General features: G+C 42.1%; 21 protein-coding genes. 4 read left to right on the forward strand and 17 right to left on the reverse strand.

The annotated features are described in order from the left end of the window. The first annotated feature begins 32 nt into the window (after window positions 1–32). Window positions 33–704, forward strand: a complete 672-nt coding sequence (locus A0256_01655; protein AMR30214.1) for a secretory protein — start codon at window positions 33–35, stop codon at window positions 702–704. Window positions 705–833: 129 nt separating this feature from the next. Here A0256_01655 and A0256_01660 read toward each other — a convergent pair whose 3' ends face one another. The 9 genes from A0256_01660 to A0256_01700 all read right to left on the reverse strand — a co-directional run bounded on the left by A0256_01660 (window position 834) and on the right by A0256_01700 (window position 6693). Next, on the reverse strand, window positions 834–1736 hold the full coding sequence (locus A0256_01660; protein AMR30215.1) for a F0F1 ATP synthase subunit gamma: 903 nt from the start codon (window positions 1734–1736) through the stop codon (window positions 834–836). Between the two features lie 147 nt (window positions 1737–1883). After that, window positions 1884–3458: a F0F1 ATP synthase subunit alpha gene (locus tag A0256_01665; GenBank protein AMR30216.1), complete on the reverse strand. Its 1575-nt coding sequence runs from the start codon at window positions 3456–3458 to the stop codon at window positions 1884–1886. A 33-nt stretch (window positions 3459–3491) separates the two neighbouring features. Beyond that, window positions 3492–3818 (reverse strand): hypothetical protein, encoded by a 327-nt coding sequence (locus tag A0256_01670; protein ID AMR30217.1) that lies wholly within the window; start codon window positions 3816–3818, stop codon window positions 3492–3494. Window positions 3819–3829: 11 nt separating this feature from the next. Then, window positions 3830–4039 (reverse strand): hypothetical protein, encoded by a 210-nt coding sequence (locus A0256_01675; GenBank protein AMR30218.1) that lies wholly within the window; start codon window positions 4037–4039, stop codon window positions 3830–3832. Window positions 4040–4126: 87 nt separating this feature from the next. Then, window positions 4127–4618: a F0F1 ATP synthase subunit B gene (locus tag A0256_01680; GenBank protein ID AMR30219.1), complete on the reverse strand. Its 492-nt coding sequence runs from the start codon at window positions 4616–4618 to the stop codon at window positions 4127–4129. 92 nt (window positions 4619–4710) lie between these two features. Continuing rightward, complete coding sequence (locus tag A0256_01685) at window positions 4711–4920, reverse strand: F0F1 ATP synthase subunit C (protein ID AMR30220.1); 210 nt, start codon at window positions 4918–4920, stop codon at window positions 4711–4713. A 47-nt stretch (window positions 4921–4967) separates the two neighbouring features. Further along, complete coding sequence (locus tag A0256_01690; protein ID AMR34394.1) at window positions 4968–6065, reverse strand: F0F1 ATP synthase subunit A; 1098 nt, start codon at window positions 6063–6065, stop codon at window positions 4968–4970. A 20-nt stretch (window positions 6066–6085) separates the two neighbouring features. Further along, a complete protein-coding gene (locus tag A0256_01695; GenBank protein ID AMR30221.1) occupies window positions 6086–6466 on the reverse strand; it encodes a hypothetical protein in 381 nt (126 codons plus the stop codon). Beyond that, on the reverse strand, window positions 6463–6693 hold the full coding sequence (locus tag A0256_01700) for a hypothetical protein (GenBank protein ID AMR30222.1): 231 nt from the start codon (window positions 6691–6693) through the stop codon (window positions 6463–6465). The genes A0256_01695 and A0256_01700 overlap by 4 nt, the downstream gene beginning before the upstream one ends. A gap of 342 nt (window positions 6694–7035) precedes the next feature. On the opposite strand from A0256_01700, the gene A0256_01705 reads away from it, so the two are divergent. From A0256_01705 to A0256_01715, 3 genes are all read left to right on the forward strand, one after another. After that, the gene (locus A0256_01705) at window positions 7036–9996 is read left to right on the forward strand and encodes a hypothetical protein (GenBank protein ID AMR30223.1); all 2961 of its coding nucleotides are present in this window, start codon (window positions 7036–7038) and stop codon (window positions 9994–9996) included. 2 nt (window positions 9997–9998) lie between these two features. Then, window positions 9999–12257, forward strand: coding sequence for a peptidase (locus tag A0256_01710; protein ID AMR30224.1), 2259 nt, complete (start codon window positions 9999–10001; stop codon window positions 12255–12257). Window positions 12258–12338: 81 nt separating this feature from the next. Beyond that, window positions 12339–14171, forward strand: coding sequence for an excinuclease ABC subunit C (locus tag A0256_01715; protein AMR34395.1), 1833 nt, complete (start codon window positions 12339–12341; stop codon window positions 14169–14171). 108 nt (window positions 14172–14279) lie between these two features. On the opposite strand, the gene A0256_01720 is transcribed toward A0256_01715, so the two are convergent. The 8 genes from A0256_01720 to A0256_01755 form a co-directional block, all read right to left on the reverse strand. Next, window positions 14280–15266, reverse strand: a complete 987-nt coding sequence (locus tag A0256_01720; protein ID AMR30225.1) for a gliding motility protein GldN — start codon at window positions 15264–15266, stop codon at window positions 14280–14282. A 10-nt stretch (window positions 15267–15276) separates the two neighbouring features. Then, entirely contained in the window at window positions 15277–16794 is a 1518-nt protein-coding gene (locus A0256_01725; protein ID AMR30226.1) for a gliding motility protein GldM, read from the reverse strand. A gap of 44 nt (window positions 16795–16838) precedes the next feature. Beyond that, window positions 16839–17642, reverse strand: coding sequence for a gliding motility protein GldL (locus A0256_01730; protein AMR30227.1), 804 nt, complete (start codon window positions 17640–17642; stop codon window positions 16839–16841). Between the two features lie 43 nt (window positions 17643–17685). Beyond that, the gene (locus A0256_01735; protein AMR30228.1) at window positions 17686–19005 is read right to left on the reverse strand and encodes a gliding motility-associated lipoprotein; all 1320 of its coding nucleotides are present in this window, start codon (window positions 19003–19005) and stop codon (window positions 17686–17688) included. Between the two features lie 236 nt (window positions 19006–19241). After that, window positions 19242–20021 carry a uroporphyrinogen-III synthase gene (locus A0256_01740; GenBank protein AMR30229.1) on the reverse strand — a complete coding sequence of 260 codons (780 nt, stop codon included), beginning with the start codon at window positions 20019–20021 and terminating at the stop codon, window positions 19242–19244. Beyond that, the gene (locus tag A0256_01745; GenBank protein ID AMR30230.1) at window positions 20022–21017 is read right to left on the reverse strand and encodes a hypothetical protein; all 996 of its coding nucleotides are present in this window, start codon (window positions 21015–21017) and stop codon (window positions 20022–20024) included. A gap of 473 nt (window positions 21018–21490) precedes the next feature. After that, on the reverse strand, window positions 21491–22387 hold the full coding sequence (locus tag A0256_01750) for a flavin reductase (GenBank protein ID AMR30231.1): 897 nt from the start codon (window positions 22385–22387) through the stop codon (window positions 21491–21493). Between the two features lie 243 nt (window positions 22388–22630). After that, entirely contained in the window at window positions 22631–25873 is a 3243-nt protein-coding gene (locus tag A0256_01755) for a chemotaxis protein CheR (GenBank protein AMR30232.1), read from the reverse strand. Window positions 25874–25943 lie beyond the last annotated feature (70 nt).

The raw sequence follows: 25943 nt of genomic DNA on the forward strand, positions 1-25943 counted from the left end.
GCTCACTGTGCAGTAATGAGTATTTTAGCTATATGAAAAAACGAAGTATACTTCTCTTGCTCCTGTTAAGCATTGTCTGCCACATAAGCTTTGCCACCGGAATTGATACCATTAAAAAAGATGGCTACACGCTTATCATATCCGGCAACGACGATCATTTTGATAAATCCATAAAAGAAAAACTGGTCAACACGTTCTTCATCGTATACCCAGGCATCGTAAAAGAGTATAACAAGAAAAGCTTGAAGCAGGTCCATTTCTTTATCGACACTGCTTACCATGGCGTTGCCGCCACCGACAACGGCCGGGTGGTGTTTAGTGTAGCTTACATGAACAAGCACCCCGCCGACATCGATGTAGTTACCCACGAAGTAATGCATATTGTACAGGATTACGGAGACAGCAATGGCCCGGGCTGGTTGACAGAGGGCATAGCCGACTACGTGCGCAATGAACATGGAATAGCCAACGAAGCCGCTAATTGGCGTTTACCGGCTTACACTTCCAGCCAAAATTATGATAACGCTTACCGCGTTACCGCGCGTTTCTTAGTTTGGATAGAAACTAAAGTAAAAAAGGGCGCCGTAAAAAAACTGGATGGTATCATGCGCAAACACTCCTGGACAGACAATACCTGGGAAGTTGTTACCGGCAAAACGATAGATGAACTATGGAAACAGTATTCGGCAAATCCTGCGATATAGTGAAAATTCCGACCGTCTATGAGGATTTGACCCGTACAATCTGGCACTGAAAATACAAATTTCTGTAATTACAAGAAAGGCTTCCCAAAATTGAGAAGCCGTTCTTGTAATATCTAGTGTTTCAATTTATCAACCACCCAATGCTGCTGCACCACTCACGATCTCGGTAAGTTCAGTAGTAATGGCTGCCTGGCGAGCTTGGTTGTATGACAATTTTAAGGCTTTCAACAGATCACCTGCGTTTTCGGTTGCTTTGTCCATTGCTGTCATACGTGCGCCGTGTTCAGATGCATTAGAATCTAATACCGCACGATACAACTGGATCTTAATGTTCTTAGGGATCAGTTCGTTTACAATCTCCTCCTTAGAAGGCTCCAGGATATAATCTACCTGTGCCTCCATTACGCCTGGTTTAGCTTTTTTATCTTCGGCTTTAACCTCAGGTTTTGGAACGGGCAACAATTGCTCTGATATCAGGTATTGTACAGCCGCGTTGCGGAAATGGTTGTATACAAGTTCTACACGGTCATAATCTCCATTGATAAAACCCTGCATGATAGCTTCGGTAATTTTGGAAGCATTGATAAAGTTCAGATCCAGGTACAGATCGTTATTGTTACCAATTACGTTATACTTGCGGCGCTGATAATACTCCTGGCTTTTTTTACCAATAGCTACAATGGATACATTGCCAGCTTTTAACTGCTCGCTATATTTTTCAGCAATGAGGTTGTTAGCAGTTTTAATAACGTTGGTATTGAAAGCACCGGCCAAACCACGGTTTGATGAAACCACTACTACCAATACACGCACCGGCTCACGTTCCTGCAGGTAAGGCGATGCGCCATCTTCCAAACTGGCCGATAGATTAGCTAATAAGTCTTTTAGCTTGTTAGCATAAGGGCGTAATTGTACAATGGCATTCGTTGCCCGCTTCAGCTTGGCCGCCGAAACCATTTTCATGGCTTTGGTGATCTGCTGCGTAGAGCTAACCGACGAGATCCTGTTTCTTACTTCTTTTAAATTAGCCATTCTTTTTTGAGTAACAAGTAGTTAGTATCAAGTACCGAGACTTGTTTACGCTACCCGACTAATGCGATATTTTCTAAATGCAAGTAGTTAGTTTCGAAATACCAGTTGCTTGTATTTGCTACTTGATACTAACTACTTGCTACTAAATTAATATTTTCCTGCCAGTTCTTTAGCAACTGTTTCCAGCACACCAGTCAACTGGTCATCAAATTTACCTGCTTTAAGGGCGGCCAACACTTCAGGGTGGCGTAGCTCTAACTGGCTGGTATACTCTGCCTCAAATTCGCGGATCTTGTTAACCGGTACGTTACGCATCAGGTTTTTAGTACCTAAATAGATGATTGCAACTTGTTTTTCAACCGTAACCGGTGAATACTGCCCTTGCTTTAAGATCTCCACGTTACGTGCACCTTTGTCGATCACATTTTTGGTAGAAGCATCCAAATCCGAACCAAATTTAGAGAACGCCTCTAACTCGCGGTATTGCGCCTGGTCTAGTTTCAAAGTACCTGCTACTTTCTTCATCGATTTGATCTGGGCGTTACCACCTACACGAGATACCGAAATACCTACGTTAATTGCCGGGCGAATACCGGCCAGGAACAAGTTCGACTCCAAAAAGATCTGACCATCGGTAATTGAAATTACGTTGGTTGGGATGTAAGCGGATACGTCACCTGCCTGGGTTTCGATAATTGGCAATGCGGTTAATGAACCACCACCTTTTACGATGTGTTTAATAGATTCCGGCAGATCGTTCATTTGCTGAGCGATGCTATCATTTGAGTTCACTTTAGCGGCACGCTCTAATAAACGGCTGTGCAAGTAAAACACGTCACCCGGGTAAGCTTCACGGCCCGGTGGACGACGGAGTAGTAACGACACCTCACGGTAAGCAACAGCCTGCTTAGACAAATCATCATAGATGATCAAAGCCGGGCGACCTGTATCGCGGAAGTACTCACCAATTGCAGCACCTGCAAACGGAGAGAAGAACTGCATGGTAGCAGAATCTGATGCGTTTGCCGCAACTACGATAGAGTAAGGCATAGCGCCATTCTCTTCCAGGGTACGTACAATGTTTGCAACAGTAGAAGCCTTTTGGCCACACGCTACATATATACAAGTTACCGGCTGGCCGGCATCATAAAACTCTTTTTGATTAATAATGGTATCGATACAAACCGCAGTTTTACCAGTTTGGCGGTCACCAATAACCAACTCACGCTGGCCACGGCCAATAGGAATCATCGCATCGATAGCTTTAATACCTGTTTGCAAGGGCTCGGTTACCGGCTGGCGATAGATAACACCAGGGGCTTTACGCTCCAAAGGCATTTCGTAAGTTTCGCCAAGGATCGGGCCTTTACCATCGATAGGGTTACCCAAAGTATCAACAACACGGCCAAGCATACCTTCGCCTACGTTAATTGACGCAATGCGGTTAGTACGTTTTACGTTATCACCTTCTTTGATATCGTCAGACCGTCCCAGCAATACAACGCCCACATTATCTTCTTCAAGGTTCAAAACGATACCCTGTAATCCGTTATCAAATTCAACCAGCTCACCTGATTGTACTTTAGTTAAACCGTAAACGCGTGCAATACCGTCGCCTACCTGCAGTACGGTACCCACTTCTTCCAGTTCAGATTCTGACTTGAAGCCCGCTAATTGCTGACGCAAAATTGCTGATACTTCGTCTGGTCTTACCTCTACCATTGTTTGATTTTATTTTAGCGTATTAATTTAATATTATTTAGTTGCAACAGCTGAAAATTCCTTTTTCAAATTCCTAAGGCTGCTGGCAACACTTGTATCCACTTGTTTGTCGCCCACGGTTAGCACAAAGCCTCCTATTAAAGCAGGATCAACCTCGTTGTGTAGCTTAATAGTACCGCCAATAGCCTCCTGAATTTTACGCAGCATTACCTCCTCATTCGCTTTAGAAAGCGGAGTTGCAGTGGTTACTTTGGCATAAGTGATATTGTGCTTAATATCATAGAGAGCAATAACCTCGTGCGAAGTTTCATATAAAACATCACCTCGGCCTTTATTTACCATCAGGTGAAGCAGCAGCAAGGTTACTTTACTTACGCGTTTTCCAAAATATCTGTTAAGATATTTACCTTTTTACTGTGAGAGATAATTGGATTACCTAATACAGCGTGTAATTCCGGGCTTGCTTTGACAGTTTTATAAAAAATCACCATATCGTCCTTAACCGTATCAAGCGCATTCTGCTCGATGGCCAGGTCAACTAATGCCTTTGCGTATCTTATTGCTACTGTTAATTCTGACATATTCTCTTGAGATGTGACATTGAGTCTGAGGTGAGAAAAAGGCAACAATCGTATGCCTTAGTTCTTGATCTCAGATCTCAGATCGATCTATAATTTCACTTCTTTTAACAGTTCGGCAACTAACTCGTCCTGTTTTTTCTGATCTTCAAATTGCTTGCGAATCACTTTCTCAGCAATCTCTAACGATAAACTTGCAACCTGGTTGCGCACATCTGCCATCGCGATAGTTTTCTGGTTGTTTATTTCTAAACGGGCCAATTCGATCATGCGGGCACCTTCTTTTTGCGCAGCATCTTTTGCTTCGGCTACAATCTGGTCTTTAAGTTTCTTGGCTTCCTTTAAAATCAAGTCGCGTTCTGCACGCGTTTCTTTTAAAAGCTCTTCATTCTCGTTAGTTAAACGAGCCATTTCATCCTTAGCAGCTTCAGCTTTCAATAAAGCATCTTCAATAGAGCGCTCTCTATCACCAATGGCTCCCATAATAGGTTTCCAGGCAAATTTGGCCAGTAAGAACAATAGGATGAAGAAGGATACCGAGGTCCAAAATACTAAACCAATCTCAGGAGTAACTAATTCCATTTTTATTTAAAAGTTTAAATGTAAAGTTTAAATAACCTTATCTGCCGCCAACCGCTGCAGATAAGGTTAAGCTTTTTTCCGGGAGATAAATATTATTTTAAGCCCAGGAATGATACAACCACACCGAACAAAGCAGCACCCTCAATAAGAGCGGCAGCGATGATCATTGCAGTTTGGATTTTTGAAGCAGCTTCTGGCTGGCGGGAAATACCTTCCATGGCTTTTCCACCTACCTGGCCGATGCCGATACCGGCACCAATTACTGCTAAACCTGCACCTAATGCAGCGATACTTCCAAACATAGTTTTAAAATTAAAGTGAATATATATTATATAGTTATTTGCAAAAATTAGTGATGATGCTCTTCTATAGCCGTACCGATGAACAATGCGGTAAGCAGCGTAAAGATGAAAGCCTGCAATGCTGCTACCAGCAACTCCAGCACATCCATAAACACCACAAAAGGAACTGATACAACCGATACATATGCGCTCTTGAACACAAAAATCAACGATATCAAGCTCAACACAATAATGTGCCCTGCAGTAATGTTAGCAAACAAACGGATCATCAAAGCGAAAGGCTTAGATATGATACCTACCAACTCTACCGGCCACATAATAGGGTATAACCAGGCTGGTACATCAGGTGCAAAAATATGTTTCCAGTAGTATTTATTACCGTTGATATTTACTACTACCAGCGTGATAACAGCCAAAACAAATGTTACTGCAATATTACCCGTAAGGTTAGAGCCACCCGGCGAAAAAGGAATTAACCCAATAAGGTTGTTGATCCAGATAAAAAAGAATATGGTTAACAACAATGGCATAAACCGCTCGTATTTGTAACCAATATTCGGGCGGGCAATATCATCGCGCACAAACATAATTATCGGCTCGATAAACGACTGGAAGCCTTTAGGTGCTTTACCTGTACGCTTTTTATACGCCGACGAAACGCTTAAAAATATGATCAGCAAAAGCACGATAGAGATCCACATACTTACCACATTGCGGGTAATAGAGAAGTCTACCAGCTTTTTGTTTAACTTTAATACGGTAGCTGCAGGCAAAAGGCTTTTATCATCTCCAACAATATTAACCTTGTCTTTAACCAACCTGTAGGTATAATACTTACCGGTATAATCGGCAGCACCTTCCTCAAAATGAGCAGATGAGAATGCCTCTAAACCTTTATCAGTATAAAGGATCACCGGCAGTGCAATATGGGTCGTCCCCCACAAATGCCAGGAGTGCGAATCGGCAATGTGTTCCAGGATAACTTCACTAGGATTAAAAGCTTCCTCTTTGGTTGCTTCAGCGGCTTTTTCTACCCCTGGTTCAGCCTGGGTAGCAAAAGTTTTACATGCGAAAAAAGTTAAAAAAACGCCTAAAAGGAGCGCTATGCTTGTTTTTTTTGACTTCAAAATGTGGTTAAAATACATTAAATGAGTGTTTTTTACTTTCAATTTTGGTTGCGCAAGTTACGTAACAAAAGGTAAATTTCAAAGCCAGTATTTAGGAAATAAATATAAAAGAAATTCACCAAAAAAAGTCCTTGATTTACTTGCACTTTCAATACAAAAACCAGTGCTAAAAACATGCTTCCCAGCATTTTTACTATGGTTATTACCAAAAAAGCCTGCGCGTACAACCCGGGTTGCAGGCGTTGTATGACCAATAACGTGGCAACAGAAATAAGTGTAAGGCCGGTAATAAAAGTAAACAGGAACCAAAATTTGGGCACCAGTAAACTACTATGCCCGGTTACGGTAAATGCAACCGGAGGCAGGGCTAACAGCGCGGCAAATAACAGGCACTGCAATAAAGGTTTAAGCAACTTCAATTCCGTACCGATCTTATAATTAAAAACAAAGCCGCAAATACACCGAAGAGCGACAGTACTGCCGTTACCCATTTGGTTTGATGCCCGGTTGCTTCATCTATCTTATACCCTGCAAATGTGAACACCCCTATTATTACGATCATCTGGAAGGCCACACCCATATATTTACCATAGGAGGCTGCTTCTTTACCGGCCTCTTGAGGCGTGTTTTGTTCATTTTCTGGCATCCGCAAATTTATTAATCCTATTGCATACAATTTAGTAAATTAGCGATGGTTTTTACAACTAAATACAATGAAATTTTTATTAGACATTAAAGACGAGAAAGCATCGTTTATACTGAAGGTTTTAAAGGACTTCAGATACGTAAAAGCTGAACCTTTTACAGAAGAAGACAGTCGGCTGCTGGCACAATTGGAAGAAGCAATAGAACAGTTTAATCTTTAAAAAACTGGTATATTTAAGGGCAGGCCTTTGTAAAATTTGTAAATCAACTTGCTTTAATAAATCTAACTTTTGCCCTCAATTTAAATCTCTTAAAAAACATATACCAATAAACAGCAAACCTTTTGAGGCGTATATATACCTTATTTAAATTAAACCCAGCTACCTATTCTTGGCTTGTGGTTCTTTTTTTGCTAGCCGGCTGCTCGCTGGAAAAGAAGAGTGCACTCAACCGTGGGCTTCAAAATCTCACTGCACATTATAATATCCTGTTTAACGCCCGCGAAATTCTGCGGGAAAAACAAGAAAGCTATGCCTCCGGATTTGTAGATAATTACAGCGAATTGCTTTCGGTATACCAGGATACCATTGCTGCATCTGCAATACCAGATAAAGACCTGGAAGCTGCTAAGCAAAAAGCGAACAGTATTATTAGCATCAAAGAGCAAAGCCATTATATCCCCGATGCTTACCTCGTTTTGGGAAAGGGCAACTATTTAGAAAATAACTATTTTGATGCCGTTGAGTACTTCAGCTATGCCGCAAGTATTGCCGGGGCTAAACAAACCGAATTAAAACAGGAAGCTCTTGTTTGGAAAGCCCGCTCGCTGATGTACCTTAATAAATATACCTTAGCAAAGTTGATCATTGATACGGCCGTATTAAACATTGATCCAAAAAAGAGCATCACCGCTGATGTATACGCTACCAAGCTGCAGTATGATATCAACATTCAGGAATATCCCGACGCTGAGGAAATGGCTAAACTGGCTATACAGCATAGCGGCAATAACCTGCAGCGGATGCGCTGGACGTTTATCCTTGGCGAACTGCAGGAACTGAATGGTAAAGCATCCGATGCTGTTGCGAGTTATGCCCGTGTAGCTAAAAGTAACGTAGCATTTGACATGGCATTTAATGCCAACCTTAACCGCATCAGGATAGAAGACAGCCAAAACGGAATCAGGATTAGCCGGCTGGATCGCCTTCGCGGCCTATTAAAAAATCCGAACAACGTTGAGTTTACCGATCAGATCTATTACCAGATAGCCCAGCTGCAATATTCGGAAGGGAAAATCGACGATGCCATCAAAAGCTACCACCAGTCAACCAATAGTAGCCAGCGCAATCAAAATCAAAAGGGACTATCCTACCTGCGGCTTGCGGACATCTACTTTAAAAACAAAGCTGACTATACCTTAGCCAAAAACTTTTACGATAGTACGCTCTTGGTTTTAGCGCCTAGTTACCCCTCTTATAAAACCATCCGAAAAAAAGCCGATAATTTACAGCTACTTACCGACAGGCTACAAGTGATAGCACGCGAAGACACCCTGCAAATGCTGGCCGCGCTTAATGAGCCCGAGCGTGATAATCGCATAGATATCATGGTTAAGCGCCAGGTAATAGCGATAAGCGCTGCGGAGTTACTGGTTGGCGCCAATGGACAGGGAGGCGGAGCAACTGATCTATATAACGATAATACCGGAAACCTACAGCCACAAGCAAGTTTACCTAACGGTGGTAATTTTTATTTTTATAACACCAATGCCGTAAGCCAGGGGTTTGGAGATTTTAAACGCGTATGGGGTAACCGAAAGCTGGAAGATAACTGGCGCAGAAGTAACCGCAGCAATGCCGATTTAACAACAAATACCCTAAACACCAGCAAAAACATCGATCCGGACGCTGCGCCGGATCCGCTGCAGAAAAGCCCGGATAAAATAGATGCCGAAAATTACCGGCAGGACCTTGTTCAGAATCTGCCGCTAACACCGGCATTACTGGCACAGTCGAACATCCGCCGTTATGATGCTTATCTGGACATAGCTAACTTTTACCGCGATGTATTGGATGATAAAAAGGAAGCCGAAGATGCCTACGAAAAAATACTGATTCTCTTCCCCAATAATGGCAGTAAGGCTGCTATCTACTATAACCTGTACCGGTTATACAGTGATGACAATGCTTCTCTATCTGACAAATACCGTTCGCTGGTATTGAAAGATTACCCCGAAACATCCTTTGCAAAAACCATCCTTGATCCCGAATATGGCAAACGCATAAATGATGAAGATTCCGGGTTTAGCGCTTTATACAACCAGGTGTATAACCTGTATGCCACTAAAAAATACAATGAAGTAATTACTTCGGCCAATGGCTTATTAAAACAATATCCCAACAATAAATATGCTGCACAATTGGCCTACTTGCAGGCATTTGCCGGGGGACACCAGCAGAGATTGGATCCGTTTAGGACCGAACTGCAGCAGATTGTAACTAAATACCCCAACGATAAATTGATCACGCCTTTGGTTAAACAGCATCTTACTTATATAGGTGTAAACCAGACTGAACTTGCTGCCAGGCCTGTGGTGATAACGGATAAAGACGTTAACGATGGCCAATTCACTATTCCTATTGTTTATCAGCCGCAAACAGAATATCGCAGGCCTTATACCGGCGGCCCCATTGTTATTACCCCGGATGTGCGCAAACCTGAAAAGAAACCGGAGCCAAAAGCTGAAGTTGCAAAAGTAGCGGCGCCAACCGTGAAACAACCAGAACCTGCCAAAGTTCTTCCAGAACCGGTTAAGCAACCGGATATAACGCAAACCGCACCAATACAAACGCCGATTACGCCACCGGAACCTGCTACTCAACCTGTGCCTGTACAAGCGCCAATAATACCGGCAGCAGCGCCTGTAGTAAAAACACCATCTATATTTAATATGCGGGATAGTACGCACTATTATTTTGTAGTTAGTGTAAGCTCCGGTACAACTAATTTATCGTCATCGCGTTTTGGTATCGGGCAGTTTAACCGGGTGCAGTTTCAGCGCAGTGCTATAAATCATAATTTAAAACCGGTGGGTAGAGACAACCAACTGATTTTTGTAGGCCGCTTTTATACACTGGGAGAAGTAAAGGATTATGCCCGTAATATTGTTCCCCTACTGCCCGATATTATGAAGGTGCCAAAGGACAAATACAGCTTTTTTATCATTACCAAAGAAAATCTGGATAAATTAGCCAACTCAACAACACTGGATAGTTATATAGCATACTATCAGCAAAATTATTAAGAATGATTAACCGGAATAATAAAAATAAACTAAACTCGCAGGATATCCGGCGCTACAACTGGTATATCTGGCGCTTCATTATTGGCTGCTTTGCTTTTTTTTCAATAATGATCCTTCTTATCGCATTCCAGGTATTTGGCACTTTACCATCTTTCCGGGAATTGGAAAATCCAAAAAGCGATCAGGCCTCGCAGGTAATTTCTTCGGATAATAAAGTTATCGGCAACTACTATATAAAAAATCGGACAAGTGTTACCTACAAGCAACTATCGCCAAATGTGATCAATGCCTTAGTTGCTACCGAGGATGCCCGGTTTTACGAACATTCGGGAATCGATTTTCAGCGGTCGTTTTCCATCCTGCTCTACAATCTAATTGGAAAAAAACAAGGCGGCAGTACAATTACACAGCAACTAGCAAAGAATCTTTTTACCGAGAAAACTCATAATCCGTTTGTACGGGTTATTCAAAAGCTAAAGGAATGGATAACTGCGGTAAAACTAGAACGCAATTATACCAAGGAAGAAATCCTTACTTTATATTTAAACACGGTTGATTTTGGCGCCTACAATACTTATGGTATAAGCTCGGCCGCACGTACTTATTTTGATACCACTCCGGATAAGCTAACCCCCGACCAGGCCGCCCTGTTAATGGGGATGATCAATGGGCCGGGTATCTACAGCCCAATCAATCACCCGGACAATGCCTTGGGACGACGAAATTTTGTTTTGCGCCGTATGAGCGAAGAAGGTTATTTGAGCGATGGTCAGGCTGAAGAATTTAAGCAGAAGCCACTAGGCCTTAACTTTAAGGTTACAGATCATAATGATGGAATGGCTACCTATTTCAGATCTGTTTTAAAAAGAGAAGTACAAAAGATCCTGATCGACAAATCTATTTTAAAACCGGATGGCGTTACCGCCTACGATCTGGATCGTGATGGGTTAAAAATTTATACTACTATAGATGCAACCATGCAGCAATACGCCGAGGAAGCACAAAAAGACTATATGCGCAACCTCCAGGCACAGTTCAATGCACACTGGAAAGGCTACAGTTTGTACAAAGCGATACCGACCTTTAAAAGTTTACTGGATAAAGGTATGCACCGCTCAGACCGGTACGTATCATTGAAGCTGCAAAACAAAACAGATGAAGAAATTAGAGAAGATTTCAATACGCCTGCCAAGATGAATATTTTTACCTGGCATGGTGATGTGGACACGTTGATGAAGCCTGTGGATTCTATTGTCTATTGCAAAATGATGCTACGCAACGCACTGATGAGCATGGACCCAACTACGGGTTATATCAAAGCTTGGGTAGGCGGCACAAATTTTGAACATTTTAAGTATGATCAGGTAAAAACCGGAACACGGCAGGTTGGCTCAACTGCAAAACCTTTCACCTATGCTGTAGCAATCGAAGATGGTTTTTCCCCATGTATGCAGGTAGCAAATGAGCCCATCACTATTACAGGTTACGGGCAAGACTGGTCGCCACGTTCTTCCCCATCTGAAACTGTTCCGGGTGTTATCACCCTGCGTACCGCATTGGCCCGTTCGCAAAACTGGGTAACCGCCTACGTAATGAACGAAGTGAAACCTATCCCGGTGATGGAACTCATCAAAAAAATGGGAATCACCAGTCCGGTGCCGGCCTATCCGTCCATCTGCCTCGGCACATTTGACGCCTCTGTATTTGATATGACCGGTGCTTACTCTGCCTTTGCCAACGAGGGCGTATGGACAGAGCCCACCTTCCTTATGCGGATTGAAGACAAAAATGGTAATGTGTTATATAATAATACACCTAAAGTGGTACAAGCACTAAACCCGCAAACCGCCTATGTAATGACATATATGCTTAAAGGTGTTATTGATGAAGGCACAGGTTATCGTTTAAGAAGAGATTACCACATGATGAACCCAATAGGCGGTAAAACAGGTACCACTAATGATAACTCAGATGGTTGGTTTATTGGTATTACCCCACAGCTGGTTACAGGTGTATGGACAGGTTGCGAAGATCGCGACATTCACTTCCGCAGCACCCGCTTGGGTGAGGGTGCTAATACCGCGCTGCCTATTTTTGCGGGCTATATGAAACGCGTGTATGCCAACAATCAACTTGGTATTAAAAAGAATGTAGACTTTGTTCCACCTAAAAGCGGCGTAACCATAACCCTTGATTGTGGTGCTTACAGCCAGCAGCAAAAAGGAACACCAAACGAGGTAGAGAAAAAATTAGATTTTTAGCCAATTCCCCTGATGGGGGAACTTAATAGGGTGGCTTTTAAATATAATAACCAATTCCCCCTTCAGGGGGTTAGGGGGCAAATGGAAAAATTCGATTACAGGGAAGCATTAAAAAATATACCGCACAAACCGGGTGTATATCAGTACTGGGATGTTGAAAACGAGCTGATATACATTGGCAAAGCTAAAGACCTTCGTAACCGGGTAGGTTCTTATTTTAATAAGGATACCCAATTAAATGCGAAAACGAGAGTATTGGTATCCAAGATCCAGAATATTACGTTTACCATAGTTGACACCGAGGTAGATGCCTGGCTGCTTGAAAACAGTATGATCAAGAAGCATCAGCCGCGTTATAACGTGATGCTTAAGGATGATAAAACTTATCCCTGGATCATCATCAAAAACGAAAACTACCCGCGCATCTACTGGACAAGGCGCATTATCCGCGATGGCTCTAAATACCTGGGCCCGTATGCCTCCGTAAGTATGATGCACACTATTTTAGGCCTTATAAAAGAGACCTATCCACTACGCACCTGCAACCTAAATTTAACGCGGGAAAATATTGAGAAGGGTAAATTTAAAGTTTGCTTAGAATACCAGTTAGGAAATTGCAAAGGTCCCTGCCAGGATTTTCAGAGTGAAAATGATTATAACAACAGCATTGGGGAAATAACGGATATCCTGAATGGCAAGATTGGAAATGTGGTCCGCGGGTTAAAGGGCGACCTGGATAAAGCGGTAAGCGAATTAAACTTTGAACAGGCTCACCGCCTGAAAAGGAAAGCCGATCTGCTGGAAAATTATCAGAGTAAATCCACCGTTGTAAATTCCTCAATAACTGATGTGGATGTGTTCAGCATTGCATCCGAAGAGAAATATGCGTTTGTTAACTTCCTGAAGGTAATGAATGGTACCATCACTCAAACGCAAACTATTGAACTTAAAAAGCGCCTGGACGAAACGGACGAAGAACTGCTTACCATCGCGATCACAGAGTTCCGCACCAGGTACGAGAGTCACTCTAAAGAGATAATTGTGCCCTTTGAAATTGACGTAGAAGACTCTGCCATAAAATTTACGGTTCCAAAATTAGGCGAAAAAAGAAAGTTGCTGGATCTGTCGCAAAAAAATGTGATGTTCTTTAAAAAAGAAAGAATTGATCAGTATGAAAAATTAAACCCCGATGTACGCACTGACAGGTTGATGGAGCTGATGATGAAAGATCTCCGCATGAACCAGCAGCCGCGCCATATAGAGTGTTTTGACAACTCCAATTTCCAGGGAAAATACCCGGTATCGGCCATAGTGGTATTTAGAGACGGGAAGCCGTTTAAGAAAGATTACAGGCATTTTAACGTAAAAACAGTTGTTGGTCCGGATGATTTTGCAACAATGGAAGAAGCTGTTTTAAGGCGTTACAGACGCGTACTGGACGAAGATACCGGCTTACCCCAACTGATTATAATAGATGGCGGTAAGGGCCAGCTTTCGTCTGCCATGAAAAGCTTAAAACTATTGGGGATAGACAAACAAGTTACCGTAATTGGCATTGCCAAGCGCTTAGAGGAATTGTATTACCCGGGCGACCAATACCCGATGTACCTCGACAAACGATCGGAAACTTTAAAGATCATTCAACAACTACGGGATGAGGCACACCGTTTTGGCATCACTTTCCACCGCAAAAAACGGGATAAAGGTACACTGGCAACTGAACTTGAGTTGATAGAGGGAATTGGGAAAACCACTGCAGAAAAGTTATTGAAATATTTTAAGTCGGTAAAGAAAATCAGAGAGGCCAGTGAAGAAACGCTACAGGAGGTCGTCAACCTTAAACAAGCGAAATCAATTACCCAATACTTTAACCCCCAGGTTAGCGACGTTACAGGCTTAAGTTCGCCGGAATAATCACTGAATAATGATGACAAACCAATACGGGATATAAAATCACAAAGCCCGGATCTTTTAAAAGTCCGGGCTTTGTAATTTACAAAAAGTTGAATATAATCTTATATTTTAATACTGCCATAGGCCTAGCTCCCAATCCATCAGGTTTTTCTTGATCCTTTCAGATTCGTAAAGCTTATCGATGCCCTGGGCGTAATCTTTTATTCGTTCATCTTTATCATTAGATTGCTTCACTATGTAACTGGTAAAAATGCGCTTCATAAACACGTCATCAAAACTTAAGCCAGTATTATCACTATTGCGGCTTACTGCTTCCTTTGTTGCAAGTACCGGCCGCGCATCAGGAAAATAGATCCAGAATGCAGGTTGATATTCGTTGTTAACTACTCCCCCGGCTTTAATTTTAACGAGTGGAGCAATGCCTATAATCCGCGGTTCAAATATCGAGCGCTGCTTATCAAAAACCCAATCCTCTTTTAACCTAAACTTGATTACACTGTCAGCTAAAAACTCGCCCGCTACTACTCTGGAGCCCGTTTTATCCCCTGTGTTTTTATCAAATACGTCAACAACGCTGCTATCAGCCAATTTGCTATGCGCCTGCCCCGCTGTTAATGGTCTTGAGAAACTATCACCGTTCGGGTCATCTTTAGTGGAAGTTGGATCGTAAGCCGTAAGTTCACCGGCATCAATTGCAGTTATCAAAATATCTATCAACCTCTGTTTCGGCGATCCCATAAATTGATTCATTTTTTCGCGCAGATCAATTTCACGCCAAATGCGCCTGGCAAAAGCAACATCACTTTCCCTTAAATTTGCATAAGGCGTAACCCGTGCGCTAATGATGTTAGATTTCTTGTAATAACCATCAAGCGGGCGGTCAAAAGGCTTTGAAGGAGCTAGTGCCGATTTACGGGTAGTATCCAAAACCGAAGAGTTACCAGCGCCGCCATTTGACAAAGCAGAGCCAGCTGTTCTCCTGGTGTTACCTACGCTGCGTTTAGCCGGGGCTTTCCTTGCAGTTGCCTTTTTTCTTTGTGCAAAAGATATGCTGCACAAAAAGCAAAGTACAATAATTAAAGCTTTTGTTTTCATGACCTAATTATTAATTAGCTGTTAATACTATCGGATCAAGTCCGCGCTGTGTGCCATCTGGCCCAACAGCAATAATATCTTTAATTACCACAGTTGTTCCAGGCGTTACGCCGCTCATGGCAGCCTTCATTCCACTGCTCAGATCTGCACCTACAGTTGATGATGAGACAACATCCTGGCGCGGTTTTAAAACAAGCAATGTAAACCTGGTTACCTTAAACTGCGCATCAAATTCAAAGTTTTCAAGCTTGGCAAAAACCCTGTCTTGTGACCTTAAATTAGCTGCACCTGTATTACCCCCGCTTTTGCCTGCAAATTGTGGTTTTGGATCAGGGATGCGCTTCACTCGGAAGTCAGATGAACCCAGCACCATACCTTTATCACCATAAACGGTAACCTTAGCGGCCCCGGGAGTGCTTACTGTAGCCGTGTAATGACCATTTGAACCTGATACAGATCCGCCGGACATACTCACCTTCATAGTTTCTTTAGGAACACCAGGAGCTGAAATAGATAATGGGTTCGGCACACCTATATACAGTACATTCATTTTATCTGGCGATACAACCGCAGATGGTTTTGCAACCATGTAACTTCCGCTAACCGGGTAGTTTTGTGGTGGCCCGTCAACTTGTTTTACCGATACAGTACCGGTCCAGCTACGCAAGCCTTCACCGCTTGTGCCTGTTGTATAAGTACCCACACCATTAGATGTTGGGATGTTCGCACCGCCAATAGTGATCGTTGGGTTGGAATGGGAATCATATGCAGTTAAATAAACCTCGGCTTTGTACGGCTGTCCTGCCAGTATATAACTACTTGGTGCAACTGCTACGGCCTTAAATGCATTAAGGGTTACCTGCGCTCGGTCTACTTTTCCTAAAATTTTCTTCACAACCTCGTTTTCCGCATTTTTGTTATCGGCCTGCACTTTTGCGAGGGTTGTTAGAGCAGCTCCCAAAGGAATGCCTTCACCAAAATATGCATCTACCCATGATTTTTTTGGAAAGCCTGCACGCCGAGGCGGATCACTTGCGTTTAGCGAAAAATTAACGCCATCCGCATCTTTACCTAATAATTGTATCAATTTGTCTTTAGTCGCTTCAATCTTTCCTTTTAAGATTTCGCCTTTTTTACCGTTTACCATTACTTCCGAAGAAATGTCGATGCTTTCGCGGGCACTAACATCATCTATATCGGCATTTATACCACCGCCCTTTTTAATCAGTTCGGCTTTAATTTCTTCGATATAGGCATTTAGCTCGCCTGAAGCTTTAGAAGCTTCCTTTGCCTGCGCCTCAATCTGCCGGGCCTTGTCTCCCTGCTCTTTTATCTTGGTAGCTTCGTAGGCAGAATATGTAGCGTCTAACCCTGTAGTAACGTTAGTTCTCGATGCATCCAAACTTCTGGTAATATTTTTAAACGAGTCCAGTAAACTATCCGGCACATTTAGAGCGATAAGGCCCAAAAGTACCAGGTAAAGTATACCTATCATCCGCTGTCTTGGGGTTTCTTTACCTCCGGCCATGCTCTGTATGTATTCTAATTTCCTGTTTGATTAAATAATACTCATTAACCCCGTGGCTGGTTCATTGCTGTAAGCATGTTACCGTAAACCGAGTTAAGTGAAGCAAGGTTTTTAGCTAAACGACCAACCTCATCTTTAAACTGCCTTGAATCATCAAGCGACTCGTTAAAGTTATTCATGGTTGACGATAGGTTTTTGTAGAAACTGTTCATCGCTTTTAAATGCGCGCTTGAATCCTGCAATTCAAGTTCGTAAACCCCATTCAATTGCGTAAGATTGGTAGCCAGTCTAGTTACCTGTTCATGATAAGTCTTAGAATCGATATTGGTATTTGCCATATCGCTTAAGTTAGCTGATGCTTTATCAAATGCTAAACTTAAGCTATCGTAACTTGCAGTTGCAGATTTCACTTTATTAGTAAAGGCAATGGTCGCGTCACCTGCATCGGTAACCCTTGATATTGCATTGACTTTATCGCCAAAGCTTCTTAATCCTTCTCCGAGACTGCTGATCAATTCCGGGCCAATTTTGGCTTCGGTCATCATTTTATCCAGGGCAGCTGTATTTGAATAATTGTTACCAATTGCAACCGGCTTTACCGACGATTTCGGCAATTCACCTGAAAAGCTTTCATCCAATTCCGGATATACACGGATCCAGTCAATATCTTTCTCTTCTCTTTGGAACCCTAATATGAAAAACAGGATTGCTTCAGCAATTAAACCAATAGAGATAAAAGTACCGCCATATGGCCAGTGCTGTATTTTAAACAATAAGCCAACAATAACGATAGTAGCTCCCCAAGACACCACATTGCTTATACCGTAAGGTTTTTTCTTCCCAGCCATAAATTTTAGTAAGTATTAATTTTTATAAGTAGATGTAATTTGATTAACGTTTGTCCCTGATATCGCGGCCCAGATAGTGGGTTACGCAACGGAAGCCGATGTAAGATTTTGCAGTGTCCTGATATTCGTAGGTACGGGTTGAATTCTGCAGGAAATAACCGATGTCTTTCCATGAACCGCCACGAACCACTTTTCTTTTCAATACCGCAGGGTCGTTTGGTTTAGCCTCATAATTGAATGTTGGCGCCAAATCATGCACAAATGTAGAAGCAGATTCATCATAGGCAGACATGGTCCATTCGGCGACGTTGCCCGCCATATTGTACAAGCCAAAATCATTTGGAAAATAAGATCTTACATTAACGGTGTACGCACCACCATCGTCGGTATAGTTACCCCGGCCTGGTTTAAAGTTGGCCATAAGGCAACCTTTTGCATTTTTAATATACGGGCCGCCCCATGGGTAGTCGGTACCAATCCTGCCACCACGGGCAGCATATTCAAATTCAGCCTCATTAGGCAAATCATATGGCAAGTTCGGATCAAGGCCATGTGCGTGTTTAGCAGCTTCGCTTAAGCGGGTGCGCCAAACCGTAAATGCTCTTGCCTGGCGCCAGGTAACACCTACCACCGGGTAATTACGATAAGCCGGGTGAGAAAAATAACCTTCAACCATTGGCTCATTTGCTGCGTATGAAAAATCGCTTAACCAAACCAGTGTATCCGGGTAAACGGGAACCGTATCTCTAAGTATAAAGTCCGAACGTTTTTTTGTTTTGTCGTTATGATAGTTAGCTGCATCGCGCAACACAACCAAAGCATAGTTGTATTTTAACATCCGAACGTCAATCTCGTTGCGATCAAATATTCTATCATCTCCCTGGTAATAAAGCCCCTGTAATTTCTGTGAGTTAGCACCGGCGTTTTTACCTTTGCTGCTGAAAATAGGGTTTTGCCTGGCGTAGTTCCAGTTGATATATTTTTTGCCGCTCGGGTCAGCAGGTGCGCCTTTGCGTGGTTGCAAATAGTATTTTTGATCGTTAAGATAGCTGCTAATGGCAATCGAATCCCGTACCCAGAATACGAATTGTTTGTATTTAGTATTGGATAGCTCTGTTTCATCCATGAAGAATGGCGGTACAGAAGCTTGCTTGGTTTGTGCGGTTTGCGCAAAGGTTACATCCTGATCGGTTTGCCCCATCATAAAAGTGCCGCCTTTTATATAAACCATGTTTAATGGAGTAGTGGCCCTAAATGCTCGTTGGCGCACACCTACAACTTCACCATTACCAGCGCCACCGGTACTGCAGCCTGCTATAAGCGACCCCGCTAAAATTAGAATCAGAAAGTATACTTGCTTCATTTTTATTCAAAAATCATTATACGCCATCAATTTACCTGCCAATAACGCATCACCGAATATATTAATTATCCTTGACTCAAAGACAAAAAATGTTTTCTAAACTAAAACCCCCTTTACCAATATCAGATGGGGCAATTTATTACCAAAACGCCAAAAACGCTTATTTATGCGTTTAATTGACATTTTATACGTATCTGGTGTTTAAAAGTTACGGCATACACACGTATGCAGTTCAATTATTTGTTTACTTGTTTAACATATTGGTCAATTGCCATCGTCATAGATGGGGCAGCGGGGGTTGGCGCAGGGATATCCAAAATTAAACCAGCCTGCAATACAGCTTTGTGCGTAGTTGCTCCAAATGCTGCAATACGGGTATTATTTTGCTTAAAATCGGGGAAGTTTTGGTAAAGCGATTGAATACTTGATGGGCTGAAAAAAGCGATAACATCATAAAACACCTCTGCCAAATCGCTCAAGTCACTGCACACTGTTCGGAATAATACCGCAGGAGTAAAGTTGTAGCCATTGTCCAGCAAAAACTTTTGGGTTTCTTCAGCAGCAACATCCGAACAAGGGTATAAGAATTTCTCATTCGAGTGCTTCTTTAACACTTCGGCCAGATCTGCAGCAGTCTGCTTACCGAAAAATATTTTACGCTTTCGGTATTGAATATACTTTTGTAGATACAGGGCGATGGTTTCTGATAAGCAGAAATACTTCATTTCTACGGGCACATCAAAACGCATCTCCTCGCAAATGCGGAAAAAATGATCGGCGGAGTTACGGCTCGTAAAAATAACAGCGGTAAAATCGCCCAGATTGATCTTCTTTTTACGGAAATCTTTAGCTGGTACCCCTTCAACATGAATGAAAGACCTAAAGTCAATTTTCAAGTTAAGTTTCTTAGCCAGTTCAGCGTAAGGATTCTTATCGTTCTCGGGCTTCGGTAATGTAACTAATATACTTTTAACCTTTTTCTTTCTATCTTCCAATGCTTTGCTTTGTAAAACTATCTACTTAAATCCAATGTTTAGGGCCTTTATCAAAATTAAAATTGGGCAAATTTCGAGGGCACAAAGATAGATAAATAAATAAAATTTATGAAATTGAAAATTTGATACAATATATACACTGCTTCTGAGATATTGCCAGACGAAAATTATCAAAGCCAGCAATAGTGTCACTGCAAGCAGATAAGGGATAAATTTTTCTGCAATAAGACTGAAACATAATGCTACGGGCAAAAAAACAAACGTTAGATTAAAATAGGTTAATGATAGCGCGTTTATATATTCACCTACCAGCTTATTTAAATCAAAAACAAATCCTAAAAACTTAAGTACCAGAAATTTGGTGGCAAACAAGCCAATGATCACAAAAGACAGCGTGATGAAAAGCTGGATACCACTTATTGTATAGTAAACTTTATAATACCCGGTGGTGAGTAAATACAAAAACAAACCAAAGGTAAAGCCGAATAACAGGAACAAGCCTATGAACGTCCAGGTATTGATCGGGCTATCTTCCTTACCTGCCTGCCCTACGGCTCGCTTATTGTAAAATGCAAGAAAAACATTACTCATGTCCTTAGAAGAGTATAAGTTCAGCGCCGCAATAAACAATAGTAAAATTATAATTACAGCTATCACCCATGGATCTCTTGCCGGCCGAATATGCCCATATCCCCGGATGCTATTTTTTTCAGCGGCGGGTGCTTGCAAATGGAGATAGTGATCACCCTTGTAAGCATTGCTTTTTAAAATGCTATCTACAAAAAGATTGGTGCGGTTGGTATCAGGCTTAACCACGTAAACCATGGAGAGAGAATCTGATATGGTTTTTTCCTCATTTGCTATCGCATTAGCTACTGAATCCAGCACAGTCATAGGCCGTTTGTACCGCGTAAAGTGCCTGGTGGTATCAGCTGTGCCGGCAGTGCTATCCTGCTGCGCAAAAGCAGCAGAACAAATGATAACCATTGAAAAAACTAGAAGAATTATCAGGCGCATTAATACCAAACCGTTGTTAGAAGTGCAAATTTACCTTAATAATTGGACCTTATGCAAAGTATGTGTTAAATGATGGTACAAATTGCTATGGCACGCCGCCATTCTAAGCTCTTCTTGATACGCATTTAAGCTAGAGCTGCATTGTGCGGTTATTTTAACACCGAAATTGCGACGTGTACCGTTACCGGAATTGTTGTTGCGCCTGTAAGTAAGCTTTTGAATACCTTAATTCAACAAGCTGCTTCTCGAATCTGTGTTATTTCCATACTGTTAAGCTAAAGATACTTCAAATGTTTAAACGATTTTACCTGATAAATACAAATGTCGTAATCTAATACTTCAATAGGCTAAAATCATTTATACGGAAATCATAAATCTTATTTGCTAAATTTAAAGTAATAGCGAGTATGGTTTGAGCCACTACCCTCGCCGGGACACTTGCAACCAAGTGAAAAACATTGGGTATGGATATGTTACATCAGCAACACTTTACATGCATCCGTTATACGGCCGTTATCTAACAATTGCTTGGCTTTTAAATGCAGACGTAAAATACGAGCTTGGCTATCGAGGGTGCCATCAAGCAGATTTTTCACTTCATCAGTGGTACTAAAGGCTTCTACTTCCTCAACAGACGGTAGCGTTTTAACAAGCCCCAATAACCCCAAATTATTTCCGGTTAACACGCTGGAGTTTTTAACCTCTTTAGGGAATGCATCTACGCCGATACCCATTCCGGCATAATTTATAGGTTTAGCAATTTTAAATAAATTATCGCCGGTTACCCTACAATACCAGTCACCGCCTAAACGAGCCACCAGGTCTATTTTATGAGGGTCAATTTTGCCATCAGCATCCAAAATCTCTTCGTTGATATGAATCCGTTTCACCTCAGCAATAACTAAATTACCGGCGCCTCCGTTTTCGCCTAACGAGATCACATCATTTACCACACATTCCAACTGAACGGAAGATTCCGCTACCCTGGGTGGCCTTATCGTCTCCGAAGCCAATGCCGTAAAACCTGCTTTCGAGAACTCGTTAACACCTTTTGGGTAATCTGTACTGGTTAAATAGGTTTGTTGAACCATATCATAGTTCACAATATTAATCACACATTCGGGTACTTCCAAAACGTTTTCAAGCGTATGTTTAATGGTGTTATCCCTTGCCCTGCTTGTTGGCGAAAAAACGCAAATTGGCGGATTGATACTAAACACATTGAAAAAACTAAACGGACTTAAATTAACTTCACCGTTTTTATTAATGGTGGATGCAAAACATATGGGACGGGGTGCAATGGCATAATGCAAATAGCCCTGCATTTCTGCCGGTGTTAAGGTTGAAGCATCAATAGTTTTTAAACCCATTGAAATTTTGATTATGTTGAGTTAAGGATCAGGAAAACACACAAAGCGGATGGTTCTGCTCGCAAAATGGTTGACAACTTTTTTAACATTTATCAAATCTTGTGCTGCGTGATAAAATTACAGAAACTTTTACAGACGTAAATCAAGAAATGACTGAATCACTAGTTATACACTTGCAAGTGCTTTGCATTGCACATCAATTAACCGTAAGCGAAAAAACTTCCGGACGAAAAGACAACAGTATTAAATTTTAAAAAAAACTTTGAAGGTGCATCCGTTACCAGGATTCGATTTTACCTCGATTTTACCCCCGGATGCATTTACAATCTTGCGGGTAAGGTAGAGTCCAACCCCTGTACCTTCCGTATCTGTATCAATCCGTTTATATTTTTTAAAAATATTTTCGATCTCATTTTTAACCACACCGATGCCGTTATCGGTAACCGTTAATACGATAAACTGGTCTTTCTTTTCTGTTTTAATACTGATCTCGGGCAAGCGACCGCGCGAACTGAACTTGAGCGCATTGGTTATTAAATTGAGCATCACGCTTCTCAGATTCTTTTTCGCGAACCGTACTTCCTTTTTACGGAAGTCAATATGGAACACAGCTTTGGTCGCCTTAATCTTTTCTGAAAGCGTTTCTCTAATCTCCTCTAAAAGTGCCGGAAAGCTTTCCAGTGTATCTTCGGATTCTTCCGATTCCAAGTGCCCCACCCTTGCCAGGTCGCTGATGACGGCTTTAAAGTTGGTTACGGCTTTGTTCATCATTCCTGATAGCTCCATCACTTCCGGATCTTTGGTATCCAGCTTCTTATTAAGTATGGTCAGCAGCGATTCGATGTTCACGATAGGTGCGTTCAAGTCGTGTGAAGCGCCGAAAACAAAGTTATTCAGGTCAGCATTAATTCGGAGCAGGCTTTTATTGCTATTATTCAGGCTGCGGTTACTGATATCCAGTTCACGCAGCAGCTTTTTCAGTTCAGTTATATCATAGAAACTGATGATGGCACCCTCCGCTTTTTTGCTGTTGTTTTTCAGATAAGGCATCGTCATCACCTGGTAGACTTTGCCGTCAGTCGCTTCCGCTTCGCGGGTAATGGATTCCTCATCATGAATTACTTTTTGTACATCATCTATGAGGGTTTCAAATTTGATATTGGTTGTGATGTTGCTGAGCGGACGGCCAATATCCCCTTCCCGTATGTTGATGTGCTTTACCGCACCTGGGGAATATCTTTTAAGCAGGAGTTCACGATCAACAAATAATTGGCCGTTGATATTGCTACGAAAGTAATTATTCAGATCGTCATTAAGATCTGTCAATTCATTTATGGTCAACTTGTGATCTTTATTGACGCTTTGCAGCTCCTCATTCACCGATTGCAGTTCTTCGTTGGTACTTTGCATTTCTTCGTTGGTTGATTGCATTTCCTCGTTCGCTGATTGAAGCTCTTCGTTAAAAGATTGCATGCTCTCGTTAAATGAAGCGATTCGCTCATGCGCTATCGTTACGGTATGTTTCAGTTGTGCTACTTCTTCTTCCAGGCTGCTGATATGCTCCAATGTCACCTCGCTAACATCATCTATATATACCACATTTTTATCAACTATCGCAGAATCGCTATCTGCAAACAATACCAGCAGCAGTTTTTCATCTGACCCGGTTGGATAAAACGGACTGAGAACGATATTAATTAACTTGCTTTTTTCCTTTCCGTCGCTGTCGAAAATAAGTTGATCAAGCATAATTCTTTTTTCCATCTTTAAGGCCTTGTGAGCGCCGGCTTTAAAAATGGTGGAAAGGTGCGCGGGTAACAGGTCAGTAAGGTTATGCGTAAAATTAACATTTTTCAGATAAGCCTTCGTGTTGCCGAATGACTGTACGACTGTTAAGTTTTCATCCGTACAAACGCCGTTGAATTCAACTTCTTTCAATAAGGCAGAATTAACCTGATCAAATAGTTTATTCTTTAAAACCGGAACGAGCAGCTTTTTGCTGAGTTCTATCTCCGTTGCCTTGATTTCCCCGATGTTGTGATCGGTAAAGGCATCAAAACGGATCGCACGGACTGGTTTAACGCTTTTGAGGATGTTCCATTTGCCATTGATATCGCTAAAGCCATCTTTTATCACCGAGGCGCTTTCGCTGGGACCCAGAAAGAGGCATCCGCCTTCCTTTAACCCAAAGTGCAGCATGGCAAATACCTTTTGCTGTAAGTCTGCATTGAGGTAGATTAGCAGGTTTCGGCAACTGATCAGGTCGATATTACAATAAGGTGGATTCTTGGTGAGATCATGCTGGGCGAAAATCAGCATTTTGCGAATCTCGTGTTTAACTTTATAGCCGGCTTCTTCCCGGGTAAAAAACTGTTGGAGCCTTTCATTGGATACCATTTCGATGATACTTTCAGGATACAAACCCCTTGAAGCTGTGTCCAGCGCTGCCTTACTGATATCGGATGCAAAGATCTTGACTTCGATATTTTTGGGGTATTTATTTAAGTATTCTTTGATCAGTATAGCCATTGAGTAAGCTTCCTCCCCCGTTGCACATCCGGCCACCCATATTTTTAAAATATCTGACTGGTTTCTTTCGATGATATCAGGAATCACTATCTCCTCGATGATCCTGAATGCTTCCGGGTCGCGAAAAAACGAGGTCACGCTGATCATAAAATCATTGGCCAGCAAGGTAATTTCTGCCGTATTGCCCTTTAGGAACTGGTAGTACTTATCTATCTTACTGAAGTTATGGGTCACCATGCGCCGCTTAATCCGCCGGATGATGGTGGGGCGTTTATAGTCGCTGAAATCCAGCGGCAGGTGGCCTTTGACCAGCGCTAATACCTTTCCAAGCTCTTCCTCGCTGATGTATTCTGATGGCTGTTCGGTCAACAGTTCCATGATACCATCCTGAACATAGTCCTCTATAATTTGCGGCATGGCTTCTGGTGATAGGATCCGGTCTGCACAACCGGTCGCGATGGCAGCCTCGGGCATACTTCTAAAGCCGGCTGTGGCAGGGTCCTGTATCAATACCTTACCGCCGGCGTTCTTTATGGCTTCGATGCCCCTGGAGCCATCATCTCCTGTGCCTGATAAAATAATGCCGATGGCCTTATTACCGCGCTCCTGTGCCAGGGAATTAAAAAAATAATCGATAGTCATATGCGGCCGGGGCTGATCCTTTTTGTCTAACAGAATTAGCCTGCCTTCTTTCACGGACATGAATTTTGAACTGGGGATCAGGTACACTGTATTGGCTTTGATATCTACATTCTCAACGGCCTCGATCACCTTCAATTTACTATGTCTTTCAAGCACCTGTACCATCTGGCTTTTAAAATCTGCAGCAAGATGCTGTATCAGTATATAAGACACAGAGTCCAGTGGGGTATAATCAAAGAAAGCGGATATTGCTTCCAAGCCGCCGGACGATGCGCCAATGGCTATTACATATTGTTGATCGGCTAATTTGGTCATGGGATGACTAGGCTTAAGCAAGTGTATGACTAAGAAGCAAGAAACTAAATTATTGTTTCATTTAATTAAT

It is taken from the genome of Mucilaginibacter sp. PAMC 26640, assembly GCA_001596135.1.
GTDB lineage: Bacteria > Bacteroidota > Bacteroidia > Sphingobacteriales > Sphingobacteriaceae > Mucilaginibacter.